The organism is Lysinibacillus fusiformis (genome assembly GCF_016925635.1).
GTDB classification, from domain to species: domain Bacteria; phylum Bacillota; class Bacilli; order Bacillales_A; family Planococcaceae; genus Lysinibacillus; species Lysinibacillus fusiformis_F.
Map to the genome: position 1 here is coordinate 2,200,512 of NZ_CP070490.1, position 18,719 is coordinate 2,219,230.

The 18,719-nt window shown below is 34.3% G+C and carries 24 protein-coding genes and 1 other RNA gene; 15 read left to right on the forward strand and 10 right to left on the reverse strand.

Features of this window, described 5'->3' with window-relative positions:
* The first annotated feature begins 327 nt into the window (after window positions 1-327).
* From JTI58_RS10860 to JTI58_RS10895, 8 genes are all read left to right on the forward strand, one after another.
* A complete protein-coding gene (locus JTI58_RS10860) occupies window positions 328-771 on the forward strand; it encodes a hypothetical protein (RefSeq protein ID WP_205446609.1) in 444 nt (147 codons plus the stop codon).
* 128 nt (window positions 772-899) lie between these two features.
* The gene (locus JTI58_RS10865; protein ID WP_205446610.1) at window positions 900-1,079 is read left to right on the forward strand and encodes a hypothetical protein; all 180 of its coding nucleotides are present in this window, start codon (window positions 900-902) and stop codon (window positions 1,077-1,079) included.
* 50 nt (window positions 1,080-1,129) lie between these two features.
* Window positions 1,130-1,336: a hypothetical protein gene (locus JTI58_RS10870; protein ID WP_205446611.1), complete on the forward strand. Its 207-nt coding sequence runs from the start codon at window positions 1,130-1,132 to the stop codon at window positions 1,334-1,336.
* A gap of 30 nt (window positions 1,337-1,366) precedes the next feature.
* Window positions 1,367-1,525 (forward strand): hypothetical protein, encoded by a 159-nt coding sequence (locus JTI58_RS10875; RefSeq protein WP_205446612.1) that lies wholly within the window; start codon window positions 1,367-1,369, stop codon window positions 1,523-1,525.
* Window positions 1,526-1,625: 100 nt separating this feature from the next.
* Window positions 1,626-1,805 carry a hypothetical protein gene (locus JTI58_RS10880; RefSeq protein WP_205446613.1) on the forward strand — a complete coding sequence of 60 codons (180 nt, stop codon included), beginning with the start codon at window positions 1,626-1,628 and terminating at the stop codon, window positions 1,803-1,805.
* Between the two features lie 77 nt (window positions 1,806-1,882).
* Entirely contained in the window at window positions 1,883-3,283 is a 1,401-nt protein-coding gene (locus JTI58_RS10885; protein WP_205446614.1) for a hypothetical protein, read from the forward strand.
* A 241-nt stretch (window positions 3,284-3,524) separates the two neighbouring features.
* Entirely contained in the window at window positions 3,525-4,052 is a 528-nt protein-coding gene (locus tag JTI58_RS10890) for a hypothetical protein (RefSeq protein ID WP_205446615.1), read from the forward strand.
* 4 nt (window positions 4,053-4,056) lie between these two features.
* Window positions 4,057-4,608 (forward strand): hypothetical protein, encoded by a 552-nt coding sequence (locus tag JTI58_RS10895; protein WP_205446616.1) that lies wholly within the window; start codon window positions 4,057-4,059, stop codon window positions 4,606-4,608.
* On the opposite strand, the gene JTI58_RS10900 is transcribed toward JTI58_RS10895, so the two are convergent.
* Both JTI58_RS10900 and ssrS read right to left on the reverse strand, forming a co-directional pair.
* Window positions 4,547-4,987 carry a hypothetical protein gene (locus tag JTI58_RS10900; protein WP_205446617.1) on the reverse strand — a complete coding sequence of 147 codons (441 nt, stop codon included), beginning with the start codon at window positions 4,985-4,987 and terminating at the stop codon, window positions 4,547-4,549. The two genes, JTI58_RS10895 and JTI58_RS10900, sit on opposite strands and share 62 nt — an antisense overlap.
* A 288-nt stretch (window positions 4,988-5,275) precedes the next feature.
* Window positions 5,276-5,468, reverse strand: a non-coding RNA gene (gene ssrS / locus JTI58_RS10905) — 6S RNA.
* A gap of 247 nt (window positions 5,469-5,715) precedes the next feature.
* Between ssrS and JTI58_RS10910 the strand changes: the two genes are divergently transcribed.
* Window positions 5,716-6,054, forward strand: coding sequence for a zinc ribbon domain-containing protein YjdM (locus tag JTI58_RS10910; RefSeq protein ID WP_205446618.1), 339 nt, complete (start codon window positions 5,716-5,718; stop codon window positions 6,052-6,054).
* A 51-nt stretch (window positions 6,055-6,105) separates the two neighbouring features.
* Here JTI58_RS10910 and JTI58_RS10915 read toward each other — a convergent pair whose 3' ends face one another.
* Window positions 6,106-6,618 carry a zf-HC2 domain-containing protein gene (locus tag JTI58_RS10915; protein WP_205446619.1) on the reverse strand — a complete coding sequence of 171 codons (513 nt, stop codon included), beginning with the start codon at window positions 6,616-6,618 and terminating at the stop codon, window positions 6,106-6,108.
* A 103-nt stretch (window positions 6,619-6,721) separates the two neighbouring features.
* On the reverse strand, window positions 6,722-7,360 hold the full coding sequence (locus JTI58_RS10920; protein ID WP_205446620.1) for a YfbR-like 5'-deoxynucleotidase: 639 nt from the start codon (window positions 7,358-7,360) through the stop codon (window positions 6,722-6,724).
* Between the two features lie 172 nt (window positions 7,361-7,532).
* On the opposite strand from JTI58_RS10920, the gene JTI58_RS10925 reads away from it, so the two are divergent.
* On the forward strand, window positions 7,533-7,973 hold the full coding sequence (locus JTI58_RS10925; RefSeq protein WP_205446621.1) for a DUF2269 family protein: 441 nt from the start codon (window positions 7,533-7,535) through the stop codon (window positions 7,971-7,973).
* 474 nt (window positions 7,974-8,447) lie between these two features.
* Here JTI58_RS10925 and JTI58_RS10930 read toward each other — a convergent pair whose 3' ends face one another.
* From JTI58_RS10930 to JTI58_RS10945, 4 genes are all read right to left on the reverse strand, one after another.
* Window positions 8,448-10,289, reverse strand: coding sequence for an FtsX-like permease family protein (locus tag JTI58_RS10930; protein ID WP_205446622.1), 1,842 nt, complete (start codon window positions 10,287-10,289; stop codon window positions 8,448-8,450).
* The gene (locus JTI58_RS10935) at window positions 10,279-11,040 is read right to left on the reverse strand and encodes an ABC transporter ATP-binding protein (RefSeq protein WP_205446623.1); all 762 of its coding nucleotides are present in this window, start codon (window positions 11,038-11,040) and stop codon (window positions 10,279-10,281) included. The genes JTI58_RS10930 and JTI58_RS10935 overlap by 11 nt, the downstream gene beginning before the upstream one ends.
* Window positions 11,041-11,143: 103 nt before the next feature.
* The gene (locus JTI58_RS10940; RefSeq protein ID WP_205446624.1) at window positions 11,144-12,130 is read right to left on the reverse strand and encodes a sensor histidine kinase; all 987 of its coding nucleotides are present in this window, start codon (window positions 12,128-12,130) and stop codon (window positions 11,144-11,146) included.
* Window positions 12,127-12,816 carry a response regulator transcription factor gene (locus JTI58_RS10945; RefSeq protein ID WP_205446625.1) on the reverse strand — a complete coding sequence of 230 codons (690 nt, stop codon included), beginning with the start codon at window positions 12,814-12,816 and terminating at the stop codon, window positions 12,127-12,129. The genes JTI58_RS10940 and JTI58_RS10945 overlap by 4 nt, the downstream gene beginning before the upstream one ends.
* Window positions 12,817-13,265: 449 nt before the next feature.
* Here JTI58_RS10945 and JTI58_RS10950 point away from each other — a divergent pair, with 449 nt between their 5' ends.
* A complete protein-coding gene (locus JTI58_RS10950) occupies window positions 13,266-14,282 on the forward strand; it encodes a GGDEF domain-containing protein (protein ID WP_205446626.1) in 1,017 nt (338 codons plus the stop codon).
* Between the two features lie 265 nt (window positions 14,283-14,547).
* Here the strand turns inward: JTI58_RS10950 and JTI58_RS10955 are convergent, their stop codons facing one another.
* A complete protein-coding gene (locus tag JTI58_RS10955; protein ID WP_243456382.1) occupies window positions 14,548-14,931 on the reverse strand; it encodes a LytR/AlgR family response regulator transcription factor in 384 nt (127 codons plus the stop codon).
* A gap of 36 nt (window positions 14,932-14,967) precedes the next feature.
* Entirely contained in the window at window positions 14,968-15,150 is a 183-nt protein-coding gene (locus tag JTI58_RS10960; RefSeq protein WP_205446627.1) for a putative motility protein, read from the reverse strand.
* Between the two features lie 299 nt (window positions 15,151-15,449).
* Between JTI58_RS10960 and JTI58_RS10965 the strand changes: the two genes are divergently transcribed.
* From JTI58_RS10965 to JTI58_RS10980, 4 genes are all read left to right on the forward strand, one after another.
* A complete protein-coding gene (locus JTI58_RS10965; RefSeq protein WP_205446628.1) occupies window positions 15,450-16,211 on the forward strand; it encodes a LysM peptidoglycan-binding and 3D domain-containing protein in 762 nt (253 codons plus the stop codon).
* A gap of 162 nt (window positions 16,212-16,373) precedes the next feature.
* Entirely contained in the window at window positions 16,374-16,925 is a 552-nt protein-coding gene (locus JTI58_RS10970) for a superoxide dismutase family protein (protein WP_205446629.1), read from the forward strand.
* A gap of 206 nt (window positions 16,926-17,131) precedes the next feature.
* Window positions 17,132-17,275, forward strand: coding sequence for a hypothetical protein (locus tag JTI58_RS10975; protein WP_205446630.1), 144 nt, complete (start codon window positions 17,132-17,134; stop codon window positions 17,273-17,275).
* 203 nt (window positions 17,276-17,478) lie between these two features.
* Window positions 17,479-18,588, forward strand: a complete 1,110-nt coding sequence (locus JTI58_RS10980; protein ID WP_205446631.1) for an amidohydrolase — start codon at window positions 17,479-17,481, stop codon at window positions 18,586-18,588.
* Window positions 18,589-18,719: the final 131 nt, after the last annotated feature.

Consider the following 18,719-nt stretch of genomic DNA (forward strand, 5'->3'; position numbering starts at 1 on the left):
AGTGTCGACCTCCTTCGATTTAATTGTGGCATATATCGAGGGCAATAGAACTTAAGTTCAATATGCCCTATATTGATTCATTACGCGCCACAAATCGCTATTTAACTAATGTTATCAATTTTTTTAAGATCGAATAAAATGTTTCATGATGTTTCACAATGAAAAATTTTTAGGGAGGTCATAACTTATTGCTTAGATAACTGTTGGGGAAACATACGAATTAGGTAGTTCATCAAGGTATAAAGTTTCGAATACTCTTACGAAGTTTGGAATTATCAAGAAACATACATTTTAAAATAAACTACACATGAAAAGAGGAAATTAACAATGTCAGAGACTATGAATATCCACGAATATAGCGAAATTAGATTAGAGGCAGTTGATGTACAGTTTACAGAATGGAAAGCTTCACAAACACATCCGTGTACTTATGATAAAGCAGCACAATATCTGGACAAAATCTTTTATACTGAAGTGCAAGATGTCATGATTCGTTCTGAGCTTGAAGTGAAACAATTTGTAGAATATTTCAATCTTTATCGTAATGACTGTTTAGCTGATATAGCTATAAAGATGGAGAAAATAGCTGTATGTTTCATAATTCGAGTAAGTGGAGAAATTCTATTCGATAGTGATAACGAGGAAATGTTAATGTTTAAAACAGCAGCAGAAGCTTATGAGCACGTTGAGGTTTTAAAGCTTAATGGGGCTTTAAAGGATTACTTCTTAACTGATGTTGAAGTCGATTATATGGTTTACGCTAATGAATAAATTTAGGGGACTCTCCGTATTTGGAGAGTCCTTTTGTTTGCCGTATTAGCTCTACTCCAAATATATGTCGTATAAACATGCCCTTAAAGAGCAAAATAAAAAAGAGTTAAAAGGAGGCGAGCGCCAGCGTGTTACCTATCGATATGGAAATTGTAATGATAATCGCAAATTTGCCTGAAAAACTTAGTGCATTGTCTAAAGTAGATCCTGATAAAGCGATTCAGCTAATGCAAGCCTGGGGTGATGGTAAAAAAGATGTTGAGACGATTTGGAATGACGCAAACGATCATTTGAGTAAACATGTCTAGCAATAATAGTAAGGGAGAGGAACATCATATTTAAAAAAGACTTAGCAAGAATGTATGCATATCTACCAGTAGCATTGAGTCAACTTGCTAAGGTAAACCCTGAAGCAACGCTTGAGATAATTCAAGATTGGGGAGATGGAAGAAAAGACATTCGAAAACTATGGGAGACAACGATCAATGCTTTGGAGGATGCTGGTACTGATTCTGATAGAGTGAGCGACTTAGATGTAAGAGTAAGGGGGCTGAAGGATGAATAGATGCATAAACAATAGTAAAGGAGTAGGGCTATGCATAAAAAAGAATTGATTCAAATGTATGCTTCCCTTCCTGTAAAGTTGAGTGAGCTTTCTAAAGTAAATCCAGAAGCCGCAATAGAAATATTACAAGATTGGGGCGCAGGGAGAAAGAGTATACGTAAACTATGGGGTGCTACATCGACGCTTTAGTTGAGTCTGATACAAAATCTAATAGTGATCATGAATAAGGTAGAAATTAAAAGGAAGTATTTTAGTTAATCGAGGAAATTGAATAGAGGATGTGAGGAAGTTGCAATTTAAAGAATTAGTTAGAATATATGCTTACCTTCCTGTAAAGTTGAGTGAACTTTCAAAAGTAGATCCTGAAGCAGCAATTAATTTGTTACAGGATTGGGGTGAAGGGAAGGAGACCATTCGTAAGATTTGGGAGGAAACTCATAAAGCGATAGAAGAAAATAATAATAGTTAATACGATTTTTCGTAAAATATCGCTTTTAGAAGGATTCGCCTCTTTTGTGACGAAATATGTCATAAGGAGGATGGTGTATGTCAATTGCTAATTTTGAAGTTAATGAACTTAGTAGAAGTTATCTAATTGATCGTAAAAGTAAAGTAATTTTCATAAACAGTGAAACTTCTAAGCAAGAACCTTTTTTGTATGAATTTGTAGAGAGAAATGTCTATTCAAGTGCTGAAGAGATTGATGGACAGATACAAAATCTTTCAGAAGAACAAATTACAATTATAAACGATTTGCTCCCTGGCGTTCTTAAAATGTGTAAAGATGAATGGAAAGGTGATGAAACCCCAGTAAAGGTTATCCTAGAGGAAGAGGATAGGGTTAATTGTTCTTTGTGTAATGCGAAGAATAGAGATGTTTTCTTTATATTAAACAAGTTAAATGGGACGAAACTTAACGTTGGAAGTACTTGTATACAAGAGTTTAGCACAATTTCCCTACAAGAAGGTAAATCAAGAAAGGCTTTATTAAAAGAGGCAATGAAGGTTGCCTTACTTAAACAATTAACTCTTAAATTCCCAGGGATAAAAAAAGAATTGGAAGATTGGAATGAGAAACTAGAACAATATGAAATCCTAATCCCGAGGAATTTGGAGGAAAGGTATTTAGCATTGGGACTAAAATTCCTGCAGCTATTCAATGAATATCTAAATGGCAATGAATCATCATTTGAAAAATTCGATGAGATTTATAAGGAGAAGGCTAGTATTCTTCATTTAATTAATGGATTTGTTCAAGAAAATAAAAATGAAAAATGGATTGCCACTAAAGCTATTGTAGATTGGCTACGAATAAATAAAAAACTACATGTAATTGAATTGCTAAAAGAAACTGGTTATGTAACATCTGAAACTGCTGGAGAAATTGAAGAAAAGTCGTTTTTAGAGTGCATTAGACTCGAGTTCAATAAGCATCTGGGTACAATAGGTTTTGAAATAACAGAGATTGAAGCAACAAACAACAATGAGTTTATTATTTACTCCAAGCAAAACCATATTATGTTAGAATGTAGAACAAATAAATTTATTGGATATTTTGGGTCAGTTATTTTTAATGATGCGGATCAAAGACTTTTCAAACCAATTAATGTTTTGAAAGTTTCCTCGCTTCATAAGGAAACTGATATTAAAAAGGTATTAGATCAAGTTAATAGTGTACTTATCAGTGCAAAATCTAATTATGAAATTTATGACGAGTTACCAGGTTATGATTACTTTGAAAAAAATGAATTAGACATTTTTGATACACGTACAAAGAAAATTACTGTCATTGAGTTAAAAATGTTCGTTAATTATGTAAAGCACTTACTTTTTGATTTGAAACTACATGAACGACTGATAAAAGATATTAATGAGCTTATGGGAACCTACACTCAAAAAAGAAAGTACACAGTCCAAGAACTTAAAGAAATTAGAAGCACTTATTAAGCATCCTTCGGGATGTTTTTATTTTTTTTTGATAATTTCTCTCCTAATTTTACAATATAGGTTTGAGAGGGTGTAAAACAAATAGATGTGTAGAAGATGGGAAATATAAATTGTAACCCAGTTATGTTAATATATTCAAAAGGAGATGCTGTGATGAATAATTATCTTGTTAGGTCTACTTTATCATTTATAATAATTAATGATCAATATTTTCTATATAAATTGGTAGGTGAAAGAACGAGTGAGTACTGTTGATGTTAGTGAAACAATATTGGATCGAATAAAATCCATAAAGGACGAATATAATAAATACAGTTGGGAAGGGAATTTAGATAAGGATTTAGAGATAAACTATTCAGAAGATCGTATAGACTATATACTACATACTCCTAAAATATTTTTTTCTGAAAATGATGGGTTTCAAATGAAATTAAAAGAAAAAGCGTTTTCAATGTTGAATGACTTCTTAATCACTAAAATATCTGAATATTCATATCATGGTTTTCATATAGAAAACCCAAAAAACTACTTTATCAGATTTGATTTCGAGCCCTTCAAGGAAAACTATGCACCAGTGCATATTAACGCACCTAAACATATTTGGGGAGATCATTTAACTTATCCAGACTCAACAAATTTAGATATCTCAAAAATGAATTGTAAAATTGCTCTAACGGTTTTTTCTAGGTTCTCGGCAGATAAGAATGATTATCCTACAAATCCGTTGACGAATAAACCTTATGTAGAAATATTTGCGAAAGGAGAGTAATAGAGTGAATAATTTAAAAGTAGAGTTGAAGGAAAAAATTGAATACGCTATAGAAAATAAAATAGGCAAAGTGCTAATGTTTATAAAAGATGAACATAATATTTTAGCTGTGAAAGAATATTTAAATGAAAAAGGGGGAGGAATTGAGCTTATAGGAGTAACTTTCCCGGCGAATGAAAAGATGTATGAATATAATAAAGAAGATGATAAAGTTGTACCGTTTGTGCCGGATGCATCTAACGGAGATAAAGTAAGGGATCTATTAGAAAAGAAAAATGTGAAATTGATAAGTGGAACTATGCCATTTGAAGGTATAGTTATACCAGGAGAAAATTATAATCCATATAAAATCGTTGAACAGACATTAAGTTTGGTACATCCTGCTTTACCAAACCTAGTACAAACTGTTTTAACTGCAACGGATTTTGGAGTTGTGTTACCTAAAGAAAGAGTGTTGGTCATTAATGCGGTGCTAGGTATTGAAACCATTGGAACTAATAGTAGACTGTTGTTCCACCCAGAAGAGGGTTTAGAAATACACAATATATTGACATAAAAAACAATGAGCAAGGAATCCAAGATGACTCCTTGCTCATTGTTGTGTATTCGGTTTGATTTGAAGATAGAGTATCCTGCTGCGAAAAAGTATTCTTAGATTTTAAATAAGAATGGTAGAGACCGTTAGAAGTTAAACGGTTTAGTGAAGAAACATCACCGTTGTATTCCAAAAATGTTTGAAAAGCGTCTAACCACTTTTCTTGGACTTCTTGAGGAATGTGACCAATAGCAACGGTCTGATCTAAAAAGTTTTTAGTATTCACCATATAGATGTTCTCAAAACCTAATAATTCCTTTTGGGCAGTTTCTGGCTGTTTCTTATAAGTAGCATTAGGGACCATTTCTTGGAGCTGTTTTAAAATATCGTTGATATTCATATTAAACACCCTTTTTTAATGGATTAAAATAACTACAGTGTTATTTTAATTTATCTTACCCCATTTATTAAATAATTAAAAGCGAAAGACTGTAAAAAAAATCAAGTTTTTTAAAATTAATTTTAGTATTAATTTAAATTCGAATTAATTCAAACAATTAGTTTATTTACAATATATTATTTTAAATTTTTGCACACGATTTGCACACGATAGAAAATTGCATAAAAAAATCACCCTCCAATAATGAAGGATGATTTGCTTCAAAGCCTTGTGGCTGTAAGATCATATTAAAAAGCCGCGTATGCCGTAGTTATTATAGAAAGTTTTAAACCACCACTCCTCAAAGTGGGTGTTCGCAGAAGTTTTCCTGCTTATCCTCATGCACCGTAGTGTGAGGCCCGTCATTCCAACTCCAATAATAAAACTCCCTTTTACAGCTTAAAGGTTAAAACTTAATATTATACGAACAATGCAGCCTTTATGGATATAATAAAGCATGATCAACAAACATGCAAGTAAGATGATAATGGCAAATTAGTCAATGGGCAAGTGTTTCAAATAGCGTGATGAACATCTAGAAATACGTTCAAAAAGATGCTGATGTTTCATATTTTTTTCACAAATGCGAACGGAAAATACGAACAACCTTTGCTAAATAAGGTCGACTATGTAAAGATAGGAGCATAAAGAGGATTTTCCTAGCAAAAATGTAAAAGGAGGAAGTGGAAATGGCAGCTTATCCAAATTGTCCAAAATGTCATTCAGAATATACGTATGAGGATGGAGCAAACTATGTATGTCCAGAATGTGCGCATGAATGGAGTATGGATGCAACTGAACAGGAATCAGATGCATTTATTGTAAAAGATGCAAATGGTAATCTGTTAGCTGACGGCGATTCAGTTACCGTTATTAAAGATTTAAAGGTGAAGGGTAGTTCTTCCACTTTAAAAATTGGTACAAAGGTAAAAAGTATCCGTCTTGTAGAAGGTGATCATAACATCGACTGTAAAATTGATGGCTTTGGTGCTATGAAATTAAAGTCAGAATTTGTGAAAAAGGCCTAATAAACAAAATGCACCTCAACTTTGGTAACAAAGTTTAAGGTGCATTTTTGTTTATTGAAAAATCCTACGTAATAGAATGGCAAAAGCTGCGCCAATTAAGGCAAAAATGGTATGTAAAAGTGCGATGTAGCCAGCCCCAATTACTAGTGCTCCTAGTTCTGTTAAAGAAAAGGTTGTAATATAGAGCTCATTATTAAGATTATTAATGATAGCCCAAACGAATACAGGCACAGAGCTTATGATAAAGACAATCCAGATGTTTTTATAGAAAAGATAAGAAAGACAGCCGAAAAGTGCATACGAGATGACGAAGCCCTTTTGATTGCCGAGTAAGGATGAGTTAATGGCGAACATAAAGGATAAGACAATAAATATGATGTGAAAAAAGGATACTGTTCTTTTCATGGGTAAGTATTCGTTTTGAGTTGATGAATTGGCTGCTAGCTGCTGACATTGCTGACAAGTCGTTAGGTGTTGTTCAACAAATTCGATTGTTGATGCTTGAAGCATTTTTTTTTTATAAAGAGGTATTAAATCTTCTACAATTGAGCATTCCTGTGACAATACTTTCCCTCCATTCAATCTCTCCCTATTATACGACTTTTTGTAGAAAATAAAAAAAGCCTTCCGTGAATTTTTCAATCGGAAAACTTGTACATGCACCCTATTAATTTGCTGTTAGTACTTCATTTGTTAATGCTTGAATATCGATATGTGTTTTTTCCTTTACTGCGTCTTTTAAAATTTCTGTGCGGAAATAATGAACTGTCGCTTCAAGTGGAATGGCCAAAAGTTTTGAAAGGGCTGATTGGTACATATAGACAAATTCTTTGTCAGTATTGCCACGCTTTAATTCTGCGAAAGCTTCATAAAACTGATCGAGTTTATCTGCAAATTCAAGTAGCCGACCCTCTATAGTAGTATCCTTTCCTTCTTTCATCCGTTCAAAGAAAATAGCCTGAAATTCTTGTGGGATTTCATTGATAATAAATTTTTCCATCATCTTTTCTTCCACATGTGCTAGCATTTGCTTCAACTCTGGACTAGCATGTTTCACAGGCGTCTTAATGTCCCCAATAAAAACTTCAGCAAAGTCATGATTGATCGTTTTTTCATATAAAGACTTCCAATCAACTGTTGCACCGTGCATTTCTTCTAACGTTGCAAAGAACATCGCATATTGTGATACTTTCCATGAATGGGCTGCCACGTTGTGCTCTTCAAATTTGAAGCGACCTGGGCAACGAATAATACGCTCTAAATCATTAAGGCTTGTAAAAAATTGATGAATTCCTATAAAAATCACTCCTTTTTGTTCTATAAGTGCATGTTACTATAAACAATACCCTCTTTATACGGTTTTCAAACAATTTAACAATGATTCAAGCTGTGTTTACAAAGGATTCACAATTGCTGATAAAGTAGATTCAGGTTGAATGCTATAATGTAGGGGACTGATGAAAAGGGGCGTACACATCATGTTTTCCATTTATACACTTCTTCTTTATATACATATTTTAAGTGCGATTCTTTCGATTGGGCCTTTGTTCGTTGTGCTAACTATTGTAAAAAAAATGCGCACAGCTTCCAATGATGAAATGCCCCCATATATAGAAGCCTTTAAGGGTGCCATTGCGCTTGTCAAACATTCAGGGCATGTGCTGGTAGTATCGGGTATTTTGTTAATGTGGCATGCAGGCTATCATTGGAGTACTTCGTGGATTGTATTAACCTTCCTCGTGATGCTTGCATCGATCGTATTTTTAGCAAGAGCGTTTAAACCGACGTTGCGCACATTTAACACGCCTGCGTATAATCAACAACAATTTGTTTCACTTTTGCATCGTAAAACATGGATGTATATTTTATTATTGCTCATCATGCTTTGGTTGATGGTAGCAAAGCCCGTTCTTTGGTAAAAAAAGATATGTCACCTGCAGAAAAAGACTTTTTGACAAGGGAAGGTTCCGCCAGCAGGGGCGTCCGAGGAGCCGCTTCACTCACTAGCGTTCGCTCCAGGGTCTCCTCTGTGACGCTAAATCCCCTAGGAGTGACGCTGGCTCCACTCCAATCAAGCAAGTGCATAAGTGTCTTTTTCTTTCATACTAACAGTAGTGAAAAATGTGATGAAGCGATGAGTAACAACACCTCTCCATAAAATGAGCAGTGTAAACCTTTGCTAAAAAGTAAGTAGGTTCAAGTGGAAGGCTACTTGATTCCCGTGAAATCGTGAGACAGGCAAGCCTCTAAACAGAATGATAGCGGAAAAATAGGCTCATCGTTTGCCCACAGAAAAGCAAGTAGCCTGCAACGTAAACCCATTTCTAATTCTATTGATGGACTTGTTTTTCAACACCATAAAAAAATCGCACCCCTTGAGGAGTGCGATTTTTTTAGCTTACTAAACGTTTAAAATAACTTTTACGAATTAATAGATAGCTGATGAGGAAGAGTACAAAGAAACAGAAAGAGCTAGCCATGGAAACTTGTAAAAATGCTGTAGAAACCATTGTTCGCATAGACAAGAGCGTAATTAGTAAGAGTGTAATGGCTATGGAGAATGGTACAAATATAAGAATCGCCAATTCTTTAGCAATAACGGTAGCTAATTCTTTTTTAGATAGACCCAACTTACGGATACCAATATACTTTTCCTTCTCTTGTTGTAATGTTGTTTGTAAATAGAAGTACAGTATACTCATGGCAGCACTTAAGAAAATTAGGCTTAGCATGGAGCCGATAAAAAACATAACGCTTTTGACAAACATCTCTGTGTCATATAAATCAATTTTAGATGTTACATAACGTTCTCCAGGTAAAGACGGTATGTCGCTGGTAATAGTATTCGCCAATACTGTATGGGCTGTCCAATCGTCTAATTCATAGATATAGGTTTTATAAACAGGGTAGTCAATGGCATCGTAAATGTCATCAGGAATAATGAAATAACTTTGTTGAAAACCAGTAGATAGCAGGTTTTGTTCTTGGGTTCTGGCTAGTTTGAAAGAGTTTATATACAGATCGTTGGCAGTGTTTATTATTGGCGCTACATCACGACTGCCAGCAACGGCAATAAACTCATCTTTACCTAGATCAGTTTCCTGCTGTTGTAACAGGTTATAATCCGATAATGCCATATAGCCGATACGTTGGTCCTCGTTTGATTTAAATTCAATATAATACTTGTGAGCTTGAACCGTTGATAAAGTTTTTTCAAGATAATCAAGATCAGCCTTTACCATATTATAATCAGCCTTTGGATCAGCAATATATTGAAAGCTATATGGATAATTTTCTTCACTAGCCTTTTTTACATTGTAATAAGAGCTAAATAAAATACTTGTACATAGAAAGACACCGCTTAATAGGATAGTAATGAGAAACAGCATATTTGCATGCGATTTCATTTTTGCATTTAAATTAGATGCCAAAAGCATATTTGTTTTTTGAAGATAGGCAGGAGACTTTTCATATATTTTCAAAAACAAACGAAATCCTTGTGCAATGACTAAATAAATCGTACTAAGAATGCTAATAAAAAATAACAGATAATAAAGAACACTTAAAGTGTCTACAATAGAATGCTCGATTTTTAGCAAGTAGGCTAATGTGACAGTCATCATAATACTTAGTACTAATAACACATAATGTGGCTTAATGGGTTTTTCGATAACTGTATCACTTTTTAAGAGCTGGATAGAAGCTTCTTTATTAATGAATCTCGTTACGACTGTTGATATCACCACAAATAAAATTAGAAATAAGCCTATGGTTAAGCCCATTGCTTGAAGAGGCATGTACATCCCAAATGTATCTGCCTTTAAAACGACTTTTGCCCCCATTAAGAAAAGAGGCGTAATGACAAGTCCAAGAACGATAGCTGTCAAAATTGCTATGATGCCAATCAATAGATTTTCTCGGAAGACAAGCTTACGAATTTGCTTCATGGAAGCCCCAGTAATCATAAATATCCCTAAAGTTTTAGTCTTCTTACGTAAAAATGCCCTGATTGAATAGATGATGTAGATAAAAGAAAATAAATAAACGAGCATACTAGCTAACATCAAAGAAATTCCAAGTGTTGAGTCTGGATCAAGGCTTTTCAGATTGGGATGAAAGACGATAACAGAAAATAGAAAGAAAATAATAATGGAAAACATACTACTCAAGAAATAAGAAACGTATGTCCATTTGTCACGTAAAATATTTTGGATAACAATATGGTTAAAGCTCATGCTGTCCACCACCTAGAAAAGCAAGCGTGTCCATAATTTCCTGATAAAATTGCTTGCGGTTGTTGCCCCGATGTATTTCGTTATATAACTTACCGTCTTTAATAAAAATAATGCGATTGGCAAAGCTTGCTACATAAGGATCATGTGTCACCATGAGAATAGCTGTTTTAAGCCCTTGATTAATAGCAGAAAATAAATTCATGACATCATTGACTGCCTTGGAATCCAGATTTCCAGTAGGTTCGTCTGCTAACAATAAACTCGGCTCATGAATAACAGCACGAGCGATGGCTACTCGTTGTTTCTGTCCACCTGAAATTTCATAAATACGTTTAGGCAATAGTTCCTCGATACCGAGAAATTGAGCGACATCCTTTAAACGTTGATGCATTTTTGAAGCAGGTAGGCTATCTAACGTTAATGGCAATAAAATATTTTCCTTCACTGTTAATGTATGCACAAGATTAAAATCCTGAAATACAAAACCTAATTCAGAGCGTCTGAATTTGGCGAGCTCTTCATCATTTAATGCATAAGGATTATGATTGTTTATGACAATATCACCAGCGGTAGGACGATCAATAGTGGATACACTATTTAAAAATGTTGTTTTCCCACTACCTGAAGGTCCCATGATAGCTACAAATTCTTGTTGACGTAGCTGAAAATCGATACCGTTTAACGCCTTATAGGTGATCTCTCCGATGTATTCCTTTTGCAAATTGGTTACTTGTAGTATTGTGTTGCCCAAATTGAAACAACTCCTTTATGGTCATTAGATACCTTTAGTATAGAAAAGGAGCGGTACATAACCTATTTCACTTGATGACGTGAAGATGACAAAGTTGTCATCTTCATTTTTTTAGACTATTTGAAAAACGAATAGAAAAAGTAGTGACATGGTCAGAGGATTGTAAAGTGAAGGGATGCTCTAGTGTAGTTAAAATCTTTTTCACTAAATATAATCCGATACCTGTTGCTTCGCCATTCGTTCGTCCCTTCATGCCTGTATAAAATAAATCAAAGACTCGTGCTATTTCGCTAGTAGGGATCGTCTCACCCCGATTTTTTATGTGTAAAGCAGCATTATCATAATGGATATTGATTGTGCTTGCCGTTTCACTATATTTAATGGCGTTATTTAACACTTGATAAAGTACAATTTTTAACCACTTTCGATCAGAATAAATGATTTGGTCTTCAGCAAGCATCAGCTTTGGGAAAACTTCCTTTGTGATAAAGTAATCCTTCAAATCATTGATGACTTCTTGCACGAGTCCTTTTAAAACAATAGGTTCAATTTTTAAATCAGCTACTAAATGAGAGGTGCGTTCATACGTTAATAACTGATTGAGGGTAAATGTCAACTTATCGCACTCTTTATTAATAATATGCCATTGCTGCAATGCGTCAGGGGTCTTGTTGGATGTAGATTGAACAATTAATTGAATAACAGATAAAGGCGTCTTCATTTGATGTGCAAAATGTGATAGAACTAGTTGCTTTTCATGCGCTTGTTCCTCTAATCTTTGTTGTTGGGTTAAAAATAAATACTGCATTTGTCTTAGCTTTTCGCTATAGTATTGCTCAATAGATGCACGTGGTTCAAATAGATGGAGGTCATCCTGTGTGTGGATCTTTTTTTGTAAATGATGATAAAACTTTCTTCTACGATAATAACGACCAAGTAGCCACAGAATAAACAGAAAGCTGACAAGAAAGATAAAGTAGGCATAGTGTGATGATAGGTCATCTAATACATGAATAATCAAAGGTAATAGTAGAAAGCTTATGCTATAGAGAATGATGATACTAAGATGATCCCGAAAGAATAACTTCATTTACCTTCCTCCACCAATTGATAACCAAGACCACGAATGGTTTTAATCTCAAGTTGAGAGTGAACAGCTTCCAATTTTCTACGTAGCCGACCAATATTCACAGACAAAGTATTTTCCTCAACAAACGTTTCATCATCCCAAATAGCACTTAAAAGCTTTTGACGAGGCACTACATTAGGGTAGGCTTCGAATAATAACTTACTAAGCTGCATTTCTTTTAGCGTTAACAGGATCTCATTGCCTTTCGTTTGAAGACGAACTGTATCTGGATTAAGTGTAGTATTGGCTATGGTCATGGTAGTTGTCTCGGTTAAAGCATATTCTCCATAGGTACGTCGAAGTAGCCCATTAACTTTTGCCATAAAGACATCTAATGAAAATGGTTTCGTGATAAAGTCATCCGCACCATTTTCAATTCCATATACTTGATCAATATCATTTACTCTGGCGGAGACAATGATGATGGGACATGTTGAGAGTTGACGGATTTTTCGTGACCAAAAATAGCCATCATAAGTTGGGAGATTAATATCCATAATAACTAGATGTGGTTGTATAGCGCTAAATTCTTCTATAATGTGTGGGAATTGTTGTACAGTATAGCATTCAAACTGATATTTGGAAAAATGCTCGACAATCAGTGAAGCTATATTTGCATCATCTTCTATTATGTAAATTTTGTACATACCTATCGACCCTTCCTTTATCCTATATGTATAATGTACCCTGATTTCCAAAAATCTATAGAAGAATTGTAACTTGAAACTTGGTGGAAGAGCCACTACAAAACAGAATAGAGAATGTTATGACTATTTTTAGTAACAACACTTTTAAATTATAAAAGTAAAGCTGAAATGAGGGGGGATTGTGTAGTAAAAGGTTGTGAGGAAGAGCTTTAAATTGCTGATTGTTCTTCATATAGAAAAAAACTTTAAGACTAAATAAATTGAACTATATGGATATTATAGTTCGATTTATTTTTTTATTGTATTCAGAATAGAGGGAGAATTAATTAGTTTTTAAGTATTCTTTAAGAGATATGACGTATGATGATTGAATAAATATATCGAAGTTTGAGTTGAAACATAGATAAAGTTTAACGAAAAAATCATCTCAATGGGAGAAATGATCTATTGTGGGTAAATTCAAGTTAAAGTTATCGTTTCTTATTGTTAGTATGACGATAATAGTTGTACTTGCGGCATCTAGTATTAGTATTTGGAGTAGCTATCTAAATTTTAATGAAATTTTGCAGGAAAATAAAAAAGATATGAAAGAAACCTATGTAAAGGAAGTTTCAACACTTACAGAAGACTATTTACAAGGCTCTATGACAGATGAACGTTCATTAGAACCATATGTGGAGCAGGTCGTTGATACTTTACTTGATGAAAGAGTTGTTTCTTTTAGTTTGCTTTTTAAGAAAACCATTGTCCCTATCATTATAGTAGTAGTTATTGTATCGGGACTAGCTATATGGTTAGCCCTAAAAATTACGCAACCACTAAAGGATCTTGCAACAAGAATAGAGATAGGGGAGACATTACAGGGAACAGAGGGTATTGCTGATTGGTATTACGAAGTAAAATTATTGAAAAATAATGTGCAAAATATGATGATTTGTTCCGAAAGTAAAATCACTGATTTAACAGAGCAATTGAACCTAGATTCATTGACGGGAATTCCTAATCGAAGAAGAATGGATCAAACTTTACAAGAGTTGATTGTACATAAAGTGCCACATGCAATCATCTTAATTGATTTAGATGATTTTAAAAGTATAAACGATACATATGGTCATACAGTAGGGGATGAGGTTCTAAAGGCTTTTGCTAATCATATGCAAAGTAGTATAAAGGACCCGGGTTTATGCTTTAGATATGGCGGAGAAGAGTTTATGGTCATCTTGCCTTCAATGAACATAGATGCTGCTGTACAATTAGCAGAAAACTTACGGATTAAACAGGCTTTACAGGAAACAGTGTGTGGTAGACCAGTAACCATGTCTGCTGGAATTACGGCTTTTACACCAAATGTCCAGAGTCCAAATCAATTAATAGAAATTGCAGATCATGCTTTGTATAAGGCTAAACAATCAGGAAGAAACTGTTTATGTGTCGTTAGGAATATGAGACAAATGATTATTAAATAATGTAGGAAAGCATGCTAGTGTACGGTACTAGCATGCTTTTTCGTGTCCCCAATTAAAATGAAAGAATTAAAAGCTTGCTGCCCGTTTTGTAAGAATATGGATTTGTAATGGACGTTCTCTATTTTATATACCTAGCTCCAAGAATAGTTCGATGTAGACATACACTCACCATAATAACTTCGAAAATGAATAGCATTTTCATTATAAGAAACGGCAAATTCTCCACAACATCTTATCATAAGTAAATTTTTTGATGAGATTAAGTTCACAGCGGTTTTATCTTAGTTTGGAACTTCTCTTCTATTTTGTTAATCGTCTTCTCTAAATGAGTTTTTGAAATCGGTTTTAATAAATACTCGAAAGGTTGTACATCAACTGCCTGAACAACATAATCTCGATAGGCAGTTACAAAAATAATACAAATATTTTTGTCCCAAGTTTTTAATAATTGAGCAACTTCTATGCCGTTCATTTCTGGCATTTCAATATCTAAAAATGCTACTTGAAAATCCAAAGTTGGCCCTTCTAAAAGTAGGTCTTTAGCTGTAGTAAAAGTTTGAATGACCTCGATATTATCAAATTTGTTTAAATGTTTTTTCATGCTTACAAGAGCTAATGGCTCATCGTCCACCACAATTACCCGAATCACTTAAGGAACCACCTTTCGATAAATATGACTATAGGATCAGATTGAGATGTCTACTTTAGATCCTTTATATGGGTGTGTAGGAGCTTGCTGCTGAGGTAGTTCTTGTAGTAATTCAATAGCTGTAGATGTGTTTAAATTAAGTGCTTTTTGCATGACGCTCATCTGTACGGTTTGTTGAAGCTCCATCAGCTGGGAAGACATAAGTGAATTTATTTCCATTTCTACATTCCCTCCTTTTCTTTTTTATCGGCTAAAAATAGCAAATATCTAATATAAAAAAGTCCTAAATGGCCCTACTAAATTATAGATTTATTAGAAACAAATTGATTAAATTACTAAAAAAATAATTGAAATTGTATATTTTTCCGTTTTTATAGTAATAATTCCTAATATCAGGCAGCTAGTCCTGAGTTATTAATTTGCAAACTTATTGTTGTTTACATATATAGAGCGTTCAACTCTAGTGTGCTAGCAACAGATTTGCAACAAATAATAAAATGATGGAGGTATTACTAAACATGAAGAAAAGAGCATTAGCTTTAGCGGTAGTATTGACATTTGGTGTGAGTCTCTATGCTAGTCCTTCCTTTGCTAAGGACAAATCGCCAGGCAATATACTATGGGCACTCCCGCAAATTTATAATTTAACTGTAGGTGAGTTCCAGCAACTAAATGAGATGGAGTCGTTATGGTTTTATCCAGAGCAAGACTTAGTAAAAGACACGACAAAAGCTGAAGAACCATTGGGTGATGAATATGTCATCAAAGGTGGTGACACATTGTTTTCGATTGCCCGTATTAATAATGTAACAGTAGATGAATTAAAGACATGGAATAACCTAGCTTCAGATTTGATTTTAGCTGGCGAATCATTAGCTATTAAGGCTTCGGCTGCAAAACCGAAACCAAAAGCTTCTGCGGGAATTGCATCTGCAAAGCCTGCAACATCAGCGCAAACAAAACCTGCAAGTGCACCAGCGACAGGTTCTGGTAAAACGTTAACAATGCGTGCTACTGCCTATACAGCCTATTGTGAAGGTTGTTCAGGAATTACAGCAAATGGTACAGATATAAGATCTAATCCTAATTTAAAAGTAATTGCAGTAGATCCACGAGTAATTCCTCTTGGTACGAGGGTTTGGGTGGAAGGCTATGGTGAAGCAGTAGCGGCTGATACAGGTGGAGCTATTAAAGGTAATAAAATCGATGTATTTATTCCTACTGAAGGACAAGCACTTCAATGGGGTGTTAAAACAGTAACGGTAAAAATTTTAAATTAGATATAGAAAGGGGGTTTCTCTAACTTTGAGAAATCCCTTTTCTCTTGATTGAATGGCTATTCAAACAGCCAATGAAATAGAATCATTGCCGAAGCGTAATTGATTAATTGTGCATAAGTACTGGATAAGTTGGAAATCATCAGAAAGAGAGGAGGTATTTTTATGAAAAAACTAAGTTTAATTGGCCTTTCATTACTATTTTTTGTTGCTGGTTGTAGTTTTTTTGATAAGAAAGAAGAAAAGGTAACGGTAAATGCGTCGTCCCCTTTAACAGCTACTGCAAAAGTGATTGGTGCTAATAATGAAAGCTATGGGAATGCATATTTTCAAGAAGAAGATAATGGCGTTATGATGACGCTCGCGTTAACAGGCTTACCACCAGGCACACATGGTATCCATATTCATGAAGTAGGAAAATGTGAACCACCTAAATTTGAATCGGCAGGTGCCCATTTTAATCCAACAAAAAAGGAACATGGTAAATTAAATCCTAATGGCTATCATTTAGGGGACTTACCAAATTTGGAGATTGGTGACGATGGCAATGTGGATCTTAATTTTTTAGCTGAGGGATTAACTTTACAAAAAGATCAACCTAATTCTTTATTAGATAGTGATGGAAGTGCCATTGTTATTCATGAATCAGCGGATGACTATAAAACAGATCCTGCTGGTAATTCTGGTGCGAGAATAGCTTGCGGTGCCATTCAATAGAAAAAAATTTGAAACTGTATCTGAACGACATAAGATGCAGTTTTTTTGTGCTGTTTTCAAAAAAATGGAAAAATAATAAGGTTTGATCTAATTATGCGATAGGTTTTATATTTATAATGCATAATGTGTATAATTTATTGCATTTTGCTAAAATTCTATTGTATAATTCTTTTATCAGAAAATTCAATTAAATAAGGAGTGGTAAAATGGGTAAGTTGTTAAATTCAAAGTTTGAAACGTATTTAATGGATCAAGAGTTTGATTTACGTGAAGAGGAAGTGAAAAATGAGGAGCAAATGGTGAACATTCAGTATGAAGAGTATCCAGAAGGGTTTTTTACAAGTTTATAATGAAAATTTGATGGGCTATGTTGAAAGTATACTAACTTTTAGCATAGCCCATTGTGTTTATACCTCTATTGATAAATGGCTTTTTCAGTGCATATGAATGTAATATATGATTTAAATAAGTGAATTAGGTCTGAAGACGTATGTACTTTTCTGAAAAAGATTCATGTATAATGGGAAACAAAAATGCGTATAGAGGTGTAGTTATGTCGAAAGCTTTAACAGTAGAAGAAACGATTTATCAATGGTTTGATCATTTTCATCAATATCCCGAAGTAAGTTGGAAAGAGTTTGAGACTACTAAAAAAATTGCTTCCATACTGGATGAATTGCATGTTAGTTATCGTTTATTAGGTGATATACCAGGATTAATAGCTGAAATTGGGACTGGTAATGAAATTGTTGCAGTACGTGCTGATATTGATGCTTTATGGCAGGAAGTTGATGGGAAATGGCAAGCTAATCATTCGTGTGGACATGATGCGAATATCTCAATGGTTCTGGGTGCATTATTACTACTAAAAGATCGCGCCTTCCAACATCGTGTTCGTTTCATCTTCCAACCTGCTGAAGAACTAGGAAATGGCGCATGTGCAACGTTTGATAGAGGAGCAGTTGATGGAGTATCACATTTATTTGGTGTTCATTTAAGACCGATAGAAGAACTACCTCTTGGCAAAGTTTCACCTGCGATTCATCATGGTGCTGCTTATTTTTTAGAGGGATCTATTCAAGGTATAGATGCCCATGGTGCTAGACCACATCAAGGTAAAAATGCCATTGATGTTATTATGGCCGTGCAGCAAATGCTACACAGCATTCATTTATCACCATTTGAGCCACATTCTGCTAAATTAACAAAAATTATTGCGGATGGTGGTAGTACAAATATTATTCCTGGTAATGCTAGTTTCTCTATGGATGTTCGCGCACAACATAATCAACAACTTGAATTGCTGCGCAGTAAAATTGAATCTGGCTTGAAATCGATACAGCAACAATTTGAAATTGATATGAGTTGGAATTGGATAGATTTCACACCAGGTGCTGAAGTTTCCCCAACTGCTGCCAACATGGCAAAGAATTCCATTATTGAAGTTTTGGGGGAAGAGCATTTAGCAGATGAAATAACTACACCGGGTAGTGATGATTTCCATTTCTATACAGTTAAAAAGCCGGAATTAAAAGCAGCAATGATTGGAATTGGTGCAAATTTAACACCAGGATTACACCACCCTAAAATGACATTTGATCGTAGTGCCTTAGTTGATGCTGCGAAAGTGCTTGCATGTGTATTAGAAAAAAAGCCTGAATAAAAAAATTTTAAAAGCTATATGAAAAAATGTAACTATTTTTTCATATAGCTTTTTTGCATGAACACTTTTAATAATGTATGGATATTCAAGGGTTTGCATTGTTTTTAATTGCTACTTGAAAGCGTTTTATT